Source organism: Aeromonas sp. Y293-4 (assembly GCF_027705905.1).
Classification (GTDB): domain Bacteria; phylum Pseudomonadota; class Gammaproteobacteria; order Enterobacterales; family Aeromonadaceae; genus Aeromonas; species Aeromonas veronii.
This window is the reverse complement of sequence record NZ_JAPDCI010000002.1, coordinates 223,489-237,084: the sequence shown is the minus strand read 5'-3', so window position 1 is coordinate 237,084 and position 13,596 is coordinate 223,489. Positions and strand designations below refer to the sequence as shown.

Here is a 13,596-nt window from a genome sequence, read left to right as displayed (position 1 = left end):
AGAGAAGCAGCTAATGCAGGAATTGCGTTACATCTTGGTTGCCCTGGGCGGTATTGCTATTGCGGCATTGCTCATTCACGGGTTGTGGAGCAACAAAAAGAATCGTCAGGCACCGATCAAAGAGAAACCGATTGGACGGATGGACTCCAAGTCGCGGGATCGTGATAACGATGCCTTCGACAGCGATGGCATCGGCCAGGTACGCGTGGTCAGTGGTGGCCGTCGTGCCGAGCCCAAGCTGCGCAGTGAAGAGAGCCGCCAGCCGGAACTCGGTCGTCGCCCTGCCGTCCCCGCCTTTGATGATGAAGATGACGAGGACGATCTGCCGCCGCCCGTAGTGCGCAAGCCTGCTGCCCGCCCGGTTCCGCCGCCTCCTGTCTATGAAGAGGAAACATTCGACGAACCGCTGCTCGAGGAGATCGACGAGGCGCCTGCCGCGCCGGTGCGCAAACCTGCTCAGGTCAATCGTCGTACCCCGGTCTACCGTTCCCGTCCCCAGCGCGAGCCCATGATGCAGTCGCTGGATGACGAGCCGCTGGTCGAGCCCGCCTACGCGACCGCCCCGACTTTTGGTGCCCGTGCAGAGACAGTCCGTACCGCCGACACCGTTCGTGCCGAACCGGTGCGTGCTCCCGAGCCGGAATATCAGCCGCAGCCCCGTCATGTGGCTCCCGAGCCTGTTTATGAAGAGCCGCCCTATGTGGCACCTGCTCCTGTGGTGGAAGAGCCGCGCATGGCCCCCCTGCCGGTCGAGAAGATCTGGCAGGATGTCTATGTCATCAACCTGATGGGCCGTCCGGGTCACGACTTGCAAGGTGCAACCCTGCTCTCATCCCTGATGGCGCTGGGCTTCAAGTTCGGCGAGATGGATATTTTCCACCGTCACGAAGATCCCAACGGCAAGGGTGAAGTGCTCTTCTCCATGATCAACATGGTCAAGCCGGGTACCTTCAACCCGTACCGGATGGAGCAGTTCACCACGCCAGGTGTCTCCCTGTTCATGCAACTGCCGCTACGCAGCAATGCCGCGTTTGCCTTCGAGGATATGCTGCAGGCTGCCGATCAGCTGGCCAGCGATCTCGATGCCATGCTGACAGATATGGATCGCAGCCCGCTGAGCGATGAGACCATTGCCCGTTACCGTCACGAGCTGGCTGCCTACGAGGCCAGTCGCGACTAATACGCCATGCGGGTCGAGTGAAGAAAAAGTGCGGTACCCTGGTACCGCATTTTTGTTTCTACCCCGGCCGTATGTTCAATCACACTTCGAGACTTTTTCATGAGCGACACCCTCTCCCGCCACCGTCAATTGTGTGAACTGCTTACCGAATATGGTCACCAGTACTATGTGCTGGATAACCCCACAGTGCCGGATGCTGAATACGATCGCCTGATGCGCGAACTGATTGCGCTGGAGGCTGACCACCCCGAGCTGAAAACCCCGGCTTCCCCGAGCGTTCGGGTCGGCGGTCAGCCGCTGACCGCCTTCAAACAGGTGCGCCACGAGATCCCCATGCTGAGTCTGGACAACGTCTTTAGCAGCGAAGAGTTGCAGGCGTTCGAACAACGGATGAGCGATCGCCTCAAGCGTGACGTGCGTTTCACCTTCTGCTGCGAGCCCAAGCTCGATGGTCTGGCGGTGAGCCTGCTCTATGTAAATGGTCAGCTGGTGCAGGCGGCCACCCGGGGCGATGGCGCCACCGGTGAGGAGATCACCGAGAACGTGCGCACCATCAAGGCCATTCCGCTCGCGCTGCGCGGCTCTGGCTGGCCCGATCGGCTGGAGGTGCGTGGCGAAGTCTTTATGCCCAAAGCAGGTTTTGAGGCGATGAACGCCAAGGCGCTGGCCGCAGGCGAGAAGGTGTTCGTCAACCCGCGCAACGCCGCCGCCGGCAGCCTGCGTCAGCTCGATTCACGTATCACCGCCAGCCGTCCCCTGAGCTTTTACGCTTACGGTGTCGGTGTTGGCGGCGAGCAACTGGACGACTCCCACTTTGGCCGTCTCACCCAGCTCAAGGTGTGGGGGCTGCCGCTTAGTCCCGAGGTGAAGCTCAAAGAGGGGGCCGCCGGTTGTCAGTCGTTCCACGACGACATTCTGGCCCGTCGTGGCGAGCTCCCTTATGAGATCGACGGCGTGGTCTACAAGGTGGATGCTATCGCTCTGCAAGAGGAGCTCGGCTTTGTGGCCCGCGCCCCGCGCTGGGCGACCGCCCACAAGTTCCCGGCGCAGGAGGAGATGACCCTGCTTGAGAACGTCGAGTTTCAGGTTGGTCGCACAGGCGCCGTGACGCCGGTGGCCAAGCTTAAACCGGTGTTTGTCGGCGGCGTGACTGTCTCCAACGCCACTTTGCACAACGCCGACGAGATTGAGCGCCTTGGCGTCATGGTCGGCGATACCGTGATCGTGCGCCGGGCAGGGGACGTGATCCCGCAGATCGTGGCCGTGGTAGAGGCACTGCGCCCTGTTGATGCGCGCGAAATTCTATTCCCGACCGAGTGTCCGGTGTGTGGTTCTGCGGTGGAGCGGCTGGAAGGAGAGGCTGTTGCCCGCTGCTCCGGTGGCTTGTTCTGCGAGGCGCAGCGTAAGGAGGCGATCAAGCACTTCGCCTCCCGTCGCGCCATGGACGTGGATGGCCTTGGCGACAAGATTGTCGAGCAGTTGGTGGACAAGGGGCTGGTGAAGACTCCCGCCGATCTGTTTAGCCTCAACGCCATCCAGCTGGCCGGTCTTGAGCGGATGGGGCAAAAATCGGCCCTCAATCTGGTAGCCGCAATCGATGCTGCGCGCAGTACCACCTTGCCGCGCTTCCTGTTTGCCCTGGGGATCCGCGAAGTGGGGGAGGCGACTGCGCTCAACCTTGCCAACCACTTCCTCACCCTGGATGCCCTGCGCGCTGCATCGGTGGAGCAACTGCTCGAAGTGGCTGACGTGGGCGATGTGGTGGCCAAGCATGTCTACTACTTCCTGCGTCAGCCCCACAACGTGGAGGTGCTGGAAGCCTTGCTGGCTGCCGGCATCCACTGGCCAGCCATCGAGAAGAAAGAGGCCGCGGAGCAACCCTTTGCCGGCAAGACCTTCGTGCTGACCGGCACCCTGACCACCTTGTCGCGCAACGACGCCAAGGCGGCATTGCAGGCGCTGGGGGCCAAGGTGGCGGGTTCGGTATCTGCCAAGACCGATGTGCTGGTCGCGGGGGAAGCGGCCGGTTCCAAGCTGACCAAGGCGCAGGAGCTCGGCATTACCATTTGGACCGAAGAGGAGCTGCAACAGGCGTTGCAGGGCTGATAGCCCTCACCAAGCCTGCTAACCGCAGCACCCGATAAAAGCGAACCCGGCATGGCCGGGTTCTCTTTTTTTGTTTCGGCGGTCACTCACGCCAGAGGATCTTGTGGCGCCATTTGTCGGGCACGGTGAGCTGCCAGCGGGCCAGCTCGCTCTTGCTGAAGACATATTCGCCGCGCAGGGCTGCGCGGGGGGAGATGGTACGGGGCAGGGTGCCCGCCAGTATGGTGTTGATGAGGCTGGCTGCCTGTATCCCCTGATCGTGGCCGTCCAGCACCAGCCCACCGATGGCCATCCCCTTGCCGACGGTAAATTCCCAGAAACAGAAGAGCGGCACCGGCGTGTTGGCGCTGGTCCACTCCAGCACCGTCTTTTCGCTCACATGCTTGCCATTGTCATCGACCAGCGTGTGGTAGAGGCCGAGGAAGATTGCCTGATAGCCGTTCTTCTTGGCGTTGAGCACCGCCTCCTGCCAGAGGCTGTAATCCCCCATCAGCTGGCTGTTGATCCGGGTCTGGCCGACCCGCAGCTCGGTCTGGGTCTTGAATTCATCCTCGATGGCGGTGAGGGCCACATTGCTGGAATCAAACAGCACCAGTGCCTTGTCGAGCCCCCCCATCATCTGGCTTATTTCGCTGATGTTGCGCTTGAGCAGGGGGCGCTCCAGCACGCCGGTGATCTTGGGGTGGCCGACAAAGCCCTTGAGGCGCGGATTCTCGTTCATGCCAAGAAATACCACCGGGGTACCCAGCGAGGCGATCTCGTTGGCTAGATAGTTGATAGCGTTGTCATCCCCCAGTACTACCAGATCCGGTTTGCTCTTCAGATAAAAGGCGATGGCTTGCTGGGCTATTTCGTCGAACTTCTCCCGTGGATGGCGTTTGGTGTCCATATAGAAGTGAGTGATCTTGTGCTCCCCCTGCAAGCCATCGAGCAGCCCTTTGTTGTAGCTTTGGTCCCACAGGTATTCGGGATGGTAGCTGCTGATCACCAGAATGTTGGCAGCCCAGAGCGGCAGTGAGAGGGTTGATAGCAGTAGCAACAGCAGGGAGGTGCGCATGAGTTGTCCCTTGTCGAGGGGAGAGAGTTCTTGTTCAGTATGGGCGGTTTTGGTTGACGCTGTCATCTCGAAACCGGTGCGGCGGGGGGCGATTTTTTTCGGGTTGATGGATCGGACTCCAGCCCGCACCCTGCTTGAGGCTGGATTTGAATGGGGCTCTTTTTGGTTGGTCGTGAACTGTCCCGCTCGCTGAAAAACCTGTTCTGGATCAAGAAATGAGGCTGCGCTTTAGTGCCTAATAGACACCACATATAGGGATGTATTCGTTTTTAATCCCTATATGTTGTGTTATTAAGCTGTGTATAAGCTGTTCCCCTCCTATCTTCAGCCCAGGCTTGTCAAGCCTCGGCTGAATTTATTTGCGTCCAGGACGAGATGCCGGGAGGGGGGCCCAACAAGGGTGAGCCAGAGGCAAATGCCTGGCCTTTTAACGGGGAAAATCCATGAAACCGGTTGTGATCAAACGTGACGGATGTCGCGCACCATTCAATGCCCAGCTGATTGCAGAGGCGGTCAGCCGAGCGGCGGAAGCGGTCAATCAGGCCAATCCGGCACTCGCCTCCCGCATTGCCAATGCTGTGAGTCAGGAGCTGGAAGGGCGTGGTGAAGTTGATATCCACGAGATCCAGAACCGGGTCGAAAACCACCTGATGGCTTCCGACGACAAGGCCATCGCCCGTGCCTATATCGAATATCGCCACGACAGGGATCAGGCCCGCGAGGCGCGCGGCCGTCTGGCGCAGGAGATCCGCGGTCTGGTCGAGCAGACCAACGCCGCCCTGCTCAACGAGAATGCCAACAAAGACTCCAAAGTGATCCCGACCCAGCGCGACCTGCTGGCCGGTATCGTCGCCAAGCACTATGCCACCAGCCACATGCTGCCCCGTGATGTGGTTCAGGCTCATGAGAGCGGTGATCTGCACTTCCACGATCTCGACTACTCGCCTTTCTTCCCGATGTTCAACTGCATGTTGATCGATCTGAAAGGGATGCTGACCCACGGCTTCAAGATGGGCAATGCGGAGATCGATACCCCGAAATCCATCAGCACCGCCACTGCCGTGACCGCCCAGATCATCGCTCAGGTGGCGAGCCACATCTATGGCGGCACCACCATCAACCGCATCGACGAAGTGCTGGCACCCTATGTGACCATCAGCTGGCAGAAACACCGTGAAGTGGCCGAAGAGTGGGGCATTGCCGACGTAGAAGCCTACGCCATGGCTCGCACCGAGAAAGAGTGTTACGACGCCTTCCAGTCGCTGGAGTACGAAGTCAACACCCTGCACACCGCCAACGGTCAGACGCCGTTCGTCACCTTCGGCTTTGGCTTGGGGGACAGCTGGGAGTCGCGGATGATCCAGCGCGCCATCCTCAGCAACCGCATCGCTGGCCTTGGCAAGAACAAGAAGACCGCCGTGTTCCCGAAACTGGTGTTTGCCATCAAGGATGGCCTCAACCACAAGCAGGGCGATCCCAACTACGACATCAAGCAGCTGGCGCTGGAGTGTGCCTCCAAGCGGATGTATCCGGACATCCTCAACTACGACCAGGTCGTGAAAGTGACCGGCTCCTTCAAGACCCCCATGGGCTGCCGCTCCTTCCTCGGTGCCTACGAGGAGAATGGCGAGCTGATCCACGAAGGTCGCAACAACCTGGGGGTGGTGAGCCTCAACCTGCCGCGCATTGCCCTGAAATCCCGTGATGAAGCGGACTTCTGGGATCGTCTCGATGCCTCCCTGCGGGTCGCCAAGAAGGCGCTGATGTACCGCATCACCCGTCTGGACGGGGTGAAGGCGCGGGTTGCACCGATCCTCTATATGGAAGGGGCTTGCGGCGTGCGGCTGAAGGCGGACGACAACGTCAGCGAGATCTTCAAGAACGGTCGTGCCTCCATTTCCCTCGGTTATATCGGGGTTCACGAGACCATCAACGCCCTGTTTGGTGACAAGGTGCACCTGTTTGACAGCGCCGAGCTGCAACAGAAGGCCATCGCCATCATCGCCCGTCTCAGGGCAGCCATTGACGAGTGGAAAGAGGAGACTGGCTACGGCTTCAGCCTCTACTCCACCCCGAGCGAGAACCTCTGCACCCGTTTCTGCCGCATCGACGCCAAGGAGTTTGGCGTGGTATCCGGCGTGACCGACAAGGGTTACTACACCAACAGCTTCCACCTCGATGTGGAGAAGCAGGTCAATCCGTACGACAAGCTGGACTTCGAGGCGCCCTATCCGCCCATCGCCAGCGGCGGCTTCATCTGCTACGGCGAGTACCCCAACATCCAGCACAATCTGGAAGCGCTGGAGAACGTCTGGGACTACAGCTATGACAAGGTGCCCTACTACGGTACCAACACCCCCATCGACGAGTGCTACGACTGCGGCTTTACCGGCGAGTTCGAGTGCACCTCCAAGGGCTTTACCTGCCCGCGCTGCGGTAACCATGACCCTGCCAAGGTGTCGGTGACCCGCCGTGTCTGCGGCTACCTCGGTAGCCCCGATGCGCGCCCCTTCAATGCGGGCAAGCAGGAAGAGGTGAAGCGCCGCGTCAAACATATGTAAATTGCTAAAGACTCCCTGTGATACAGGGAGTCTTACTTTATGAAGGTTGAACTTATGTTTCTAAAACCGATGTCGGAGAAAATGCTGAGGCAATGGGTAGCGCGAGATACTTGGCATGAAGTGCATATTAATGACACCCAATTTTTCTATCGTTTTATTCATGCCTATGTGACAGAGCATGGCTACGCACTAGATGAAGAATTGCTGCGGGATAAGATCTTATTCATGTTGAACCGGAGTGAAGATCAGTATTTCCAGACACTTGCTAGTGAAAGAGTCCGTTTTATGAGTGGTCTGCTGGAATATCTCAAATACACCCAGAACCTTCAGTCATGAATTACCACCAATACTATCCGGTCGATGTGATCAACGGCCCTGGCACCCGTGCCACCCTGTTTGTCTCCGGTTGCGAGCACCAGTGCCCGGGTTGCTACAACCAGAGCACCTGGCGGCTCGATGGCGGCAAGCCGTTCGATCAGGCGATGAGCGATCGCATCATTGCGGATCTCAACGACAGCCGCATCAAACGGCGAGGTCTGTCGCTCTCCGGCGGCGATCCGCTCCACCCTGCCAACGTGCCCCACGTGCTGGCGTTGGTGAAACGGGTGCGCGCCGAGTGTCCGGGCAGGGATATCTGGTGCTGGACCGGCTACCGGCTCGGCGAGCTGTCAGAGGCCCAGCGCGAGCTGGTGGCCTTGCTGGATGTGCTGGTGGATGGCAAGTTTGAAAAGGAGTTGGCAGACCCGGGCCTGCTCTGGCGTGGCAGCAGCAATCAGCAGATCCACGACCTCAACGCCTGGCGTGATGCGGGTGAGCGAATTCCCTGTCTGGTTTGCAGTTGAAGTCCGGGATGTTTATGGTTAGCCCATTCCAATCCTGACGACATTTTTGAAAAGGAGAGCCGAGATGAACAATCTGCTCAAGATCCTGCTGGCCATTTTCCTGCCCCCTGTGTGCGCGTTTATCCAGGTGGGCTTTAGCCTGCACTTTTTAATCAACATAGTGCTGACCCTGATGGGCGGCCTGCCGGGCATGGTCCATGCGCTCTGGCTGGTGGTGAGTGACAAGCGCGGCTGATGCCTTCGGCTGGTTAGTGAGCTTATTGACGATAAAAGGGTCAACCTCTCGGGGTTGGCCCTTTTGTTAATGTTCATACGAATACTTTTTCGTTAGGATGGGTGACTGACCAAAAGGGCGCGTGTTGAGCGGCCCGCAGTCCGGCAACAAGCACCGGCAAAGAACAAGGAGCGTTACATGAAGTGGAAAGTCGCAGTATGGTCAGGTCTGGCAGTGACACTGTTGCTGGGGTGCTCATCCCGTCAGGAGGTGGCGCACGAGCGCACTCCGATCGCTATCCCTCTCGAGCAGTTGTCCAGCTACTGGGTTCAGGAGAAGCAGTGGTCATGGCTTGGCAATGACGAGCCGGCCCTGCCGGCCAAACCGGTCAAGGGGTATGTGGAAGTTCGCTATCAAATCGACGCCAGCGGCACGCCGGTCAAGCCGGAAGTGGTGGCGGCCGAGCCTCCCGGCGAGCTGGAGCAGAGCGCGCTGGCGACCCTCTCGCGGATCCGCTACAGCCCGGCAGAGGGCAACCCGGATGCCATTCCGGTCGAGGTGACCAACCGTTTCGAAATCGAGATCAACTGATCCCCCACCACTCTGATGCCAGAGAAAGAGAGACCCCGGCCAGGCCGGGGTCACGTTTATTGCTGTTTGCAGTCGTTGTAGGCGGTCTGCCACTCGCCATCCTGATCCCGCAGCTCGACAAAGCCCTCATCCCCCTTGTTCCACCAGACGGCCTCGTGTTCGTCCGTGTAGCGGGCACCGGAGGCCGAAATGGCCTGGGGCAGGGTGTAATCCTTGCCGTCCGGCAGAGACAGCTTGATAAAGTTGAGGCTCTCGTCGGAGAGGGAGAAGTAGCGCACCTGCACCTTCTTGCCCTGCTCGCACTGGTAACTGACCGGTTCGCCACCAGTGACGGAGAGGGTATTGCCCTGATTGCAGCCAGCGAGCAGACCGAGGGCCAGCGCACCAGCGGCCATCATATGTGCCTTATTCATGATTACAGCTCCATTGGTGTCATACGGGCGTGAGCCTAACAGGTTGCCGTTATTGTGCAATCAGCGGGGCTATTCGGTGCGTCGCTGGCTGTCCGGCATACCGCGCGAGTATGAGGGGGCGCTATCAGGAAGGAATCGCCATCAGTAGAGGCCAAGTCTGGTTTCAAACTGGCGGATCAGCGTCTCATAGATGCCGTTGTTCTTGATCTTCTGCAGCCCCTGCTCGAACTGTTTGGCCAGCGCTTCCCCTTGCGGGTGGTGGCGGGAGAAGGCGAGCCAGAAGCCATCGGTGGAGAGTTTGCCAACCTTGACCACCTTGCCGGTCAGCTGTTTCTGCTGGATCTTCAGGTAGCCCGGCATGCCGTTCATCAGGATGTAGTCGACCCGGCCACGTACCAGCATCTCGAGGATCTGGGCATCGGATTTGGCCTGAAAGCGGGTGATTCTGGGGTTCTCCATAAAATCGGTGGGGTAGGTGTAGCCGAGGGTGATGCCCACCCGCTTGCCCTCCAGCGAGGTGAGCTTGAGATCCCGTTGCGGCTCGCTGGCGAGGGCGAAGATGGCAAGATCCTCCTCGAACATGGGGGTATCGTGCCAGTGGTACTGGTAGCGGTTCTCTTCGGTGATGGTGGCGTTGAAGCACCCCGCAAGTTTGCCGCTTTTCGCATCGTGCATGCAGCGGGCGAAGGGGAGGGTGCGAAAGACAATCTCGATCCCTTCGGCGGCGAACACCGCCTTGACCAGCTCAGGCGCCAGTCCGTGGGGCTGGTCATCCTCATTGTCCTTGTCGCGCTCGCAGTAGGGGGCCCAGTCATCTTCGGCACCAATGACAAGCGGGGTGGCCCCGAGCGGGCTGGTAGCCAACAGTACCAGACAAACCAGCCATTTCTTTAACAACGGAACCATAGGTACACCTCATCGACAGCAGCCTTACAAGCATAGCCACACTTCTGCGCTGACTTGTAGTTGCAGGAGTATTGGTGAGGGAGGTAAACGAGGGCGAGAAAAAAGCCCCGGCAGGCGACGGGGCGAAAGAGAGCTCATCCATGGGCTGACAACAGTGCTTACAACAGGAAATCAATAACCGAAGCGGGTCGCCTCGAAGCGGTTGAGCAACCGGTGGACGAGGTAGCAGGCCAGCAGGGTGACCACGATGGCAAACAGGATGCTGCTCACCCGGTAGAGGGCGCTGAACACCAGATCGTTGCCCGGGGTGAGGTACTGGCCAAACAGGATGCCGAGGGTAGTGAGGGCGCCAAAGCCGACCCCGGAGCCGCCTGCCTCCTTGACGTGGGCATGGCTGAACAGCATGGCGCCGAGCCACAGCAGTGGAGCGACCAGCAGCAGTTGCCCTGACCAGTCATAGAGCAGCAGTTGGCCGAGCAAGCCGAAGGTGACCCCCAGCAAGGTGCCCATCGCCCGTTTGCGGGCATAACTGAGGGCGCCGTTCCAGTGCATGGGGAACAGCACCAGCAGGGTTGTGGCCTGGGCAGACATGGAGTCGCGCAGGTCAAACACCTGAAATACCAGAAACGACAGGGTGGCCACCGTGGCCCCCAGCAGAGCTTCATGGCGCATCCGGTGCGGCGCCTTGGGGGCCGAGGCGGGCTTGGGTCTGGCCTCCACATCCGGGATCAGCATGGTCATCAGGTAGGCGATCAGCACCGACAGCACGCTCGCCCAGATATTGTTGAGGATCAGGTCGTTGAGGTCGGTCTGCGGATAGCTGGCAAAGTGCAGCATGATGCTGAGGCTCAGCACCCCGTTGGCCCCGAACAGAAACAGGCTGCCCCGCGACATGGCGGCGAAGCGGTAGAGAAACAGCATGAAGGCGATAGGGGTCATCAGCGCCGGGTGGCTGCCAAACAGTCCCCCCAGCAGCCCGACCTCCACCCCACAGACCGCCGCTGCCGCGATCAGCTGGCGCGCGGCATGGCCATTCATCACCGGCACCATCCCCAGCAGCAGCACTGGCGTGACCGTATAGAAGACCCCGTAATTCCAGCCAAACAGCTTGCAGAGCAGAAAGCCCGTGGTGCAGCCAAAGGCGATGCGCAGGCACTGGCGCAACTCGTTGCCGGTGAGGGGCCGATACCAGAGGTGAGTGGCAGCACCACCGGCGGGGTGTGCTGCGGCGGTATTGGCCGACGGGTGAGTGGCGTGGTTAGTAGACATAATGGAGCAGGCTGAGCAGATGGATCTGGCCCCGTGCCAGTATGGCGGTCAGGGCATTGTCCGGCAGCAGTTGTACCGTGGCCCGCGCCCCGGCTGGCAGATGATCGGGGAGCTGCTCCAGCTCGAGGTGCAGCCGCATCCGTTGGGCATCCCGTACCCAGCGATCCGACTCCACCGGCGCCGCCAGTCGACCATTGGCATCAAACTGACCGGCGCTCACTCCGGCATCCAGACTGCTTACCCGAGCAGGATAGAGCTGACCCGGCTCGCCATCGAAGGCGACCAGTGCGCGGGTTTGCGCGCCGACATGGCGCAGGCTCTTCTCCCGAAAATCGGCTATGACGTCCACCTGTTCCGACACCAGCGCCAGCAGCGGGCTGCCGGCGCTGGCGATACTGCCCGGCTTGAGCTGCAGGTTGGTGATGGTGCCATCCTGATCCGCGTGGACCTGGCTGTAAGAGAGGGCCAACTGCGCTTGCGCCAGCTTGTTGCGGGCCTGGCGCAGCAACAGATTGTCCTCACTGGTTACGCCACGACTGGCCTTGATCTGGGCCAGTTTGGCCTGACTGGCGCGCAGGTTGGCCTGGGCGCTGCGCAGGGCGCTGTCAGCTTCATCTTTTTGTTGCAGCGAAACCATGTGACGTTGGTAGAGCGCATCGATCCGCTCAGCCTCGCGCCACTTCTGGCTGGCCAAGGTCTCCTTGGCGTTGATCTCGGCAACGGCGGCTGTCAGGGCGGCATCCAGTTCACTGTTCTGCTGCTCTGCCTGCGCCAGCGCAAGGCGGGCCTGCTCCACCGCCAGTTCAAAAGGGGCCGGATCCAGCCTGAACAGCAGATCCCCTTTCTTGACCTGCTGGTTGTTGTGAACGGCGACCTCGATCACCTTGCCGCTCACCTGGGGGGCCAGCTTGGTGACCACCCGGGTCGCCATCGCCTGAGGGGTGAGGGGCATCAGCAGGTCGGCTATCAGAAAATAGGCAAACAGGGTGGCAAAGCCAGCCATGGACCATTTGATCCAGCGGGTAAATTGTTGATCCGGGGTCATCTTATTCTCTCTCTGTGTCGGTCTCGGGAGGGCTTGTATCGCCTCCGGCTTGTCGGTCGTGGTGTTGTTCAATTTTGCTGAGGGCGTTGGCCGAGATCCGCTGCACCGTGGCTTCAAACAGTTGCAGGGTCTGCTCGTCGATGCCCCCCAGCAGCTCCCGGCGGATATTCATGATGCGGTCGGCGATCTGATCGAGTAGGGTCTGGCCGGCCGGGGTCACACAGACGATGCGGGCCCGCTTGTCCTGACTGCAGCAGTGGCGCTCAATCAGACCCTGCTCTTCCAGCTGGCCCAGGGTGCGCATCAGGGATGGGAGCTCTATCTCGAGGGCTTCGGCCAGGGTCTTCTGGCTGACATGGTTCCCCATGCGGGAGAGTTTCCACAGCGCGGTCCAGCGGGGATGGGTGAGGCCAAGGGGAGCCAGCTCCAGGTCGGCGGCAGTACGCCATAGCCGGTGCATCCGCGCTATCTGCTCGGCGAGCGACAGCTCGCGCAACCTTTCCAGATCCGTCATCTTCTCATCCTCAATGTACTTAGCCTGCTAAGTATCATACTTGTTTAGCAGGCTAAGTAAATAGTGTGATGCGTATCATGTTTCTGGTCGGATCTTTCGTTGGTGCGAGTTGGCAGCATTCGAGCCCCTGATATTATTCTCGGGGCTGATCCACTCGAGGCTCTCTTGCCGATTCGGATATTGCGCCGTGAATGGAGGATATCCGGCGATTATTTTCATGAAATTTTCAGCTTCAGTGAGCAGCTCTTTTTTTATCCGCTAATATTGATGGGGTTATAAAACAAGGGGGAAACGGGTTGTGGATGGATATGACAGTGGATGTGTGTATCTGGCAATTGAAGCGCTGTTGAGTGATGGGGAATATGGTGCAGAGTCACACCATGGCGTGAATCGGGAAGGCGCTATCAGAAGTACCGATATCAGTCATGATTTTGACCCCGCCAATATTCCATTGCTGTTGGCAGAATAGACCTGACCGTGTGTGATCCTTGTGAGTTCAAGCCAGTGCTCTGGTATTCGCTGGCTTGACTCATCACTATTTCAATCTCCCCTTTTTGCATCTTTCTCCTCAACCTTTTTCATCGTGCGTGCTTCCTGCACGCTGACTTAAACCCTGATGTGGCATGCCGTGGCACTCGCGTCATGGCGATGACATTGCCCGCTGATTATCACTCACAGGATCTGTGGCTATAAATGGTCGCAGAGCTTGTCATCTGGCTCTGTTATTTCCCCGAAGGGGGGAGATCATCGCATCGTTATTACTGCTGATCATCCAAATATCCGCCATTATGGTCGCTCGTTTTATCACCCTATTTCCTGACTTGGTCGGGTATCGGATGTCTGGTGTTCTATTGTGCCGCGCACGTTGGAGGCACCATGATGTTTAAGTTTTTAATGT

At 59.3% G+C, this 13,596-nt stretch carries 14 protein-coding genes; 8 read left to right on the top strand and 6 right to left on the bottom strand.

The genetic code is table 11. From position 1 onward, the window contains the following. The first annotated feature begins 13 nt into the window (after window positions 1-13). Both zipA and ligA read left to right on the top strand, forming a co-directional pair. Complete coding sequence (gene zipA / locus OKC31_RS03220; RefSeq protein ID WP_257696463.1) at window positions 14-1,180, top strand: cell division protein ZipA; 1,167 nt, start codon at window positions 14-16, stop codon at window positions 1,178-1,180. A 99-nt stretch (window positions 1,181-1,279) separates the two neighbouring features. Next, entirely contained in the window at window positions 1,280-3,286 is a 2,007-nt protein-coding gene (gene ligA, locus OKC31_RS03215; protein ID WP_042079843.1) for an NAD-dependent DNA ligase LigA, read from the top strand. A gap of 82 nt (window positions 3,287-3,368) precedes the next feature. On the opposite strand, the gene OKC31_RS03210 is transcribed toward ligA, so the two are convergent. Beyond that, on the bottom strand, window positions 3,369-4,343 hold the full coding sequence (locus OKC31_RS03210) for an ABC transporter substrate-binding protein (protein ID WP_005338444.1): 975 nt from the start codon (window positions 4,341-4,343) through the stop codon (window positions 3,369-3,371). Between the two features lie 443 nt (window positions 4,344-4,786). Here OKC31_RS03210 and nrdD point away from each other — a divergent pair, with 443 nt between their 5' ends. From nrdD to OKC31_RS03185, 5 genes are all read left to right on the top strand, one after another. Beyond that, window positions 4,787-6,904, top strand: a complete 2,118-nt coding sequence (gene nrdD / locus OKC31_RS03205) for an anaerobic ribonucleoside-triphosphate reductase (RefSeq protein WP_042079841.1) — start codon at window positions 4,787-4,789, stop codon at window positions 6,902-6,904. Window positions 6,905-6,943: 39 nt separating this feature from the next. After that, the gene (locus OKC31_RS03200) at window positions 6,944-7,240 is read left to right on the top strand and encodes a hypothetical protein (protein WP_230599605.1); all 297 of its coding nucleotides are present in this window, start codon (window positions 6,944-6,946) and stop codon (window positions 7,238-7,240) included. Further along, window positions 7,237-7,746, top strand: a complete 510-nt coding sequence (gene nrdG, locus OKC31_RS03195) for an anaerobic ribonucleoside-triphosphate reductase-activating protein (RefSeq protein ID WP_042079840.1) — start codon at window positions 7,237-7,239, stop codon at window positions 7,744-7,746. Before OKC31_RS03200 ends, nrdG begins: the two co-directional genes overlap by 4 nt. Window positions 7,747-7,810: 64 nt before the next feature. Beyond that, the gene (locus OKC31_RS03190; RefSeq protein WP_005338440.1) at window positions 7,811-7,981 is read left to right on the top strand and encodes a YqaE/Pmp3 family membrane protein; all 171 of its coding nucleotides are present in this window, start codon (window positions 7,811-7,813) and stop codon (window positions 7,979-7,981) included. A 177-nt stretch (window positions 7,982-8,158) separates the two neighbouring features. Further along, on the top strand, window positions 8,159-8,551 hold the full coding sequence (locus OKC31_RS03185; RefSeq protein ID WP_206900294.1) for a TonB family protein: 393 nt from the start codon (window positions 8,159-8,161) through the stop codon (window positions 8,549-8,551). Window positions 8,552-8,607: 56 nt separating this feature from the next. On the opposite strand, the gene OKC31_RS03180 is transcribed toward OKC31_RS03185, so the two are convergent. The 5 genes from OKC31_RS03180 to OKC31_RS03160 form a co-directional block, all read right to left on the bottom strand. Further along, on the bottom strand, window positions 8,608-8,964 hold the full coding sequence (locus OKC31_RS03180) for an MliC family protein (protein WP_042055249.1): 357 nt from the start codon (window positions 8,962-8,964) through the stop codon (window positions 8,608-8,610). 141 nt (window positions 8,965-9,105) lie between these two features. Further along, complete coding sequence (locus tag OKC31_RS03175; protein WP_118854192.1) at window positions 9,106-9,870, bottom strand: substrate-binding periplasmic protein; 765 nt, start codon at window positions 9,868-9,870, stop codon at window positions 9,106-9,108. A 171-nt stretch (window positions 9,871-10,041) separates the two neighbouring features. Next, window positions 10,042-11,139 carry a DUF2955 domain-containing protein gene (locus OKC31_RS03170; protein ID WP_216955003.1) on the bottom strand — a complete coding sequence of 366 codons (1,098 nt, stop codon included), beginning with the start codon at window positions 11,137-11,139 and terminating at the stop codon, window positions 10,042-10,044. Further along, the gene (locus tag OKC31_RS03165) at window positions 11,129-12,184 is read right to left on the bottom strand and encodes an HlyD family secretion protein (protein ID WP_236301722.1); all 1,056 of its coding nucleotides are present in this window, start codon (window positions 12,182-12,184) and stop codon (window positions 11,129-11,131) included. Before OKC31_RS03165 ends, OKC31_RS03170 begins: the two co-directional genes overlap by 11 nt. Window position 12,185: 1 nt before the next feature. Beyond that, a complete protein-coding gene (locus tag OKC31_RS03160) occupies window positions 12,186-12,698 on the bottom strand; it encodes a MarR family transcriptional regulator (RefSeq protein WP_005349886.1) in 513 nt (170 codons plus the stop codon). Between the two features lie 298 nt (window positions 12,699-12,996). On the opposite strand from OKC31_RS03160, the gene OKC31_RS03155 reads away from it, so the two are divergent. After that, window positions 12,997-13,167: a hypothetical protein gene (locus OKC31_RS03155; RefSeq protein WP_162838752.1), complete on the top strand. Its 171-nt coding sequence runs from the start codon at window positions 12,997-12,999 to the stop codon at window positions 13,165-13,167. Window positions 13,168-13,596: the final 429 nt, after the last annotated feature.

Bases quoted from the DNA above. Each gene is read 5' to 3' on its own strand.
- zipA (WP_257696463.1), top strand. From the start codon at position 14: ATGCAGGAATTGCGTTACATCTTGGTTGCCCTGGGCGGTATTGCTATT.
- ligA (WP_042079843.1), top strand. From the start codon at position 1,280: ATGAGCGACACCCTCTCCCGCCACCGTCAATTGTGTGAACTGCTTACC.
- OKC31_RS03210 (WP_005338444.1), bottom strand. From the start codon at position 4,343: ATGCGCACCTCCCTGCTGTTGCTACTGCTATCAACCCTCTCACTGCCG.
- nrdD (WP_042079841.1), top strand. From the start codon at position 4,787: ATGAAACCGGTTGTGATCAAACGTGACGGATGTCGCGCACCATTCAAT.
- OKC31_RS03200 (WP_230599605.1), top strand. From the start codon at position 6,944: ATGAAGGTTGAACTTATGTTTCTAAAACCGATGTCGGAGAAAATGCTG.
- nrdG (WP_042079840.1), top strand. From the start codon at position 7,237: ATGAATTACCACCAATACTATCCGGTCGATGTGATCAACGGCCCTGGC.
- OKC31_RS03190 (WP_005338440.1), top strand. From the start codon at position 7,811: ATGAACAATCTGCTCAAGATCCTGCTGGCCATTTTCCTGCCCCCTGTG.
- OKC31_RS03185 (WP_206900294.1), top strand. From the start codon at position 8,159: ATGAAGTGGAAAGTCGCAGTATGGTCAGGTCTGGCAGTGACACTGTTG.
- OKC31_RS03180 (WP_042055249.1), bottom strand. From the start codon at position 8,964: ATGAATAAGGCACATATGATGGCCGCTGGTGCGCTGGCCCTCGGTCTG.
- OKC31_RS03175 (WP_118854192.1), bottom strand. From the start codon at position 9,870: ATGGTTCCGTTGTTAAAGAAATGGCTGGTTTGTCTGGTACTGTTGGCT.
- OKC31_RS03170 (WP_216955003.1), bottom strand. From the start codon at position 11,139: ATGTCTACTAACCACGCCACTCACCCGTCGGCCAATACCGCCGCAGCA.
- OKC31_RS03165 (WP_236301722.1), bottom strand. From the start codon at position 12,184: ATGACCCCGGATCAACAATTTACCCGCTGGATCAAATGGTCCATGGCT.
- OKC31_RS03160 (WP_005349886.1), bottom strand. From the start codon at position 12,698: ATGACGGATCTGGAAAGGTTGCGCGAGCTGTCGCTCGCCGAGCAGATA.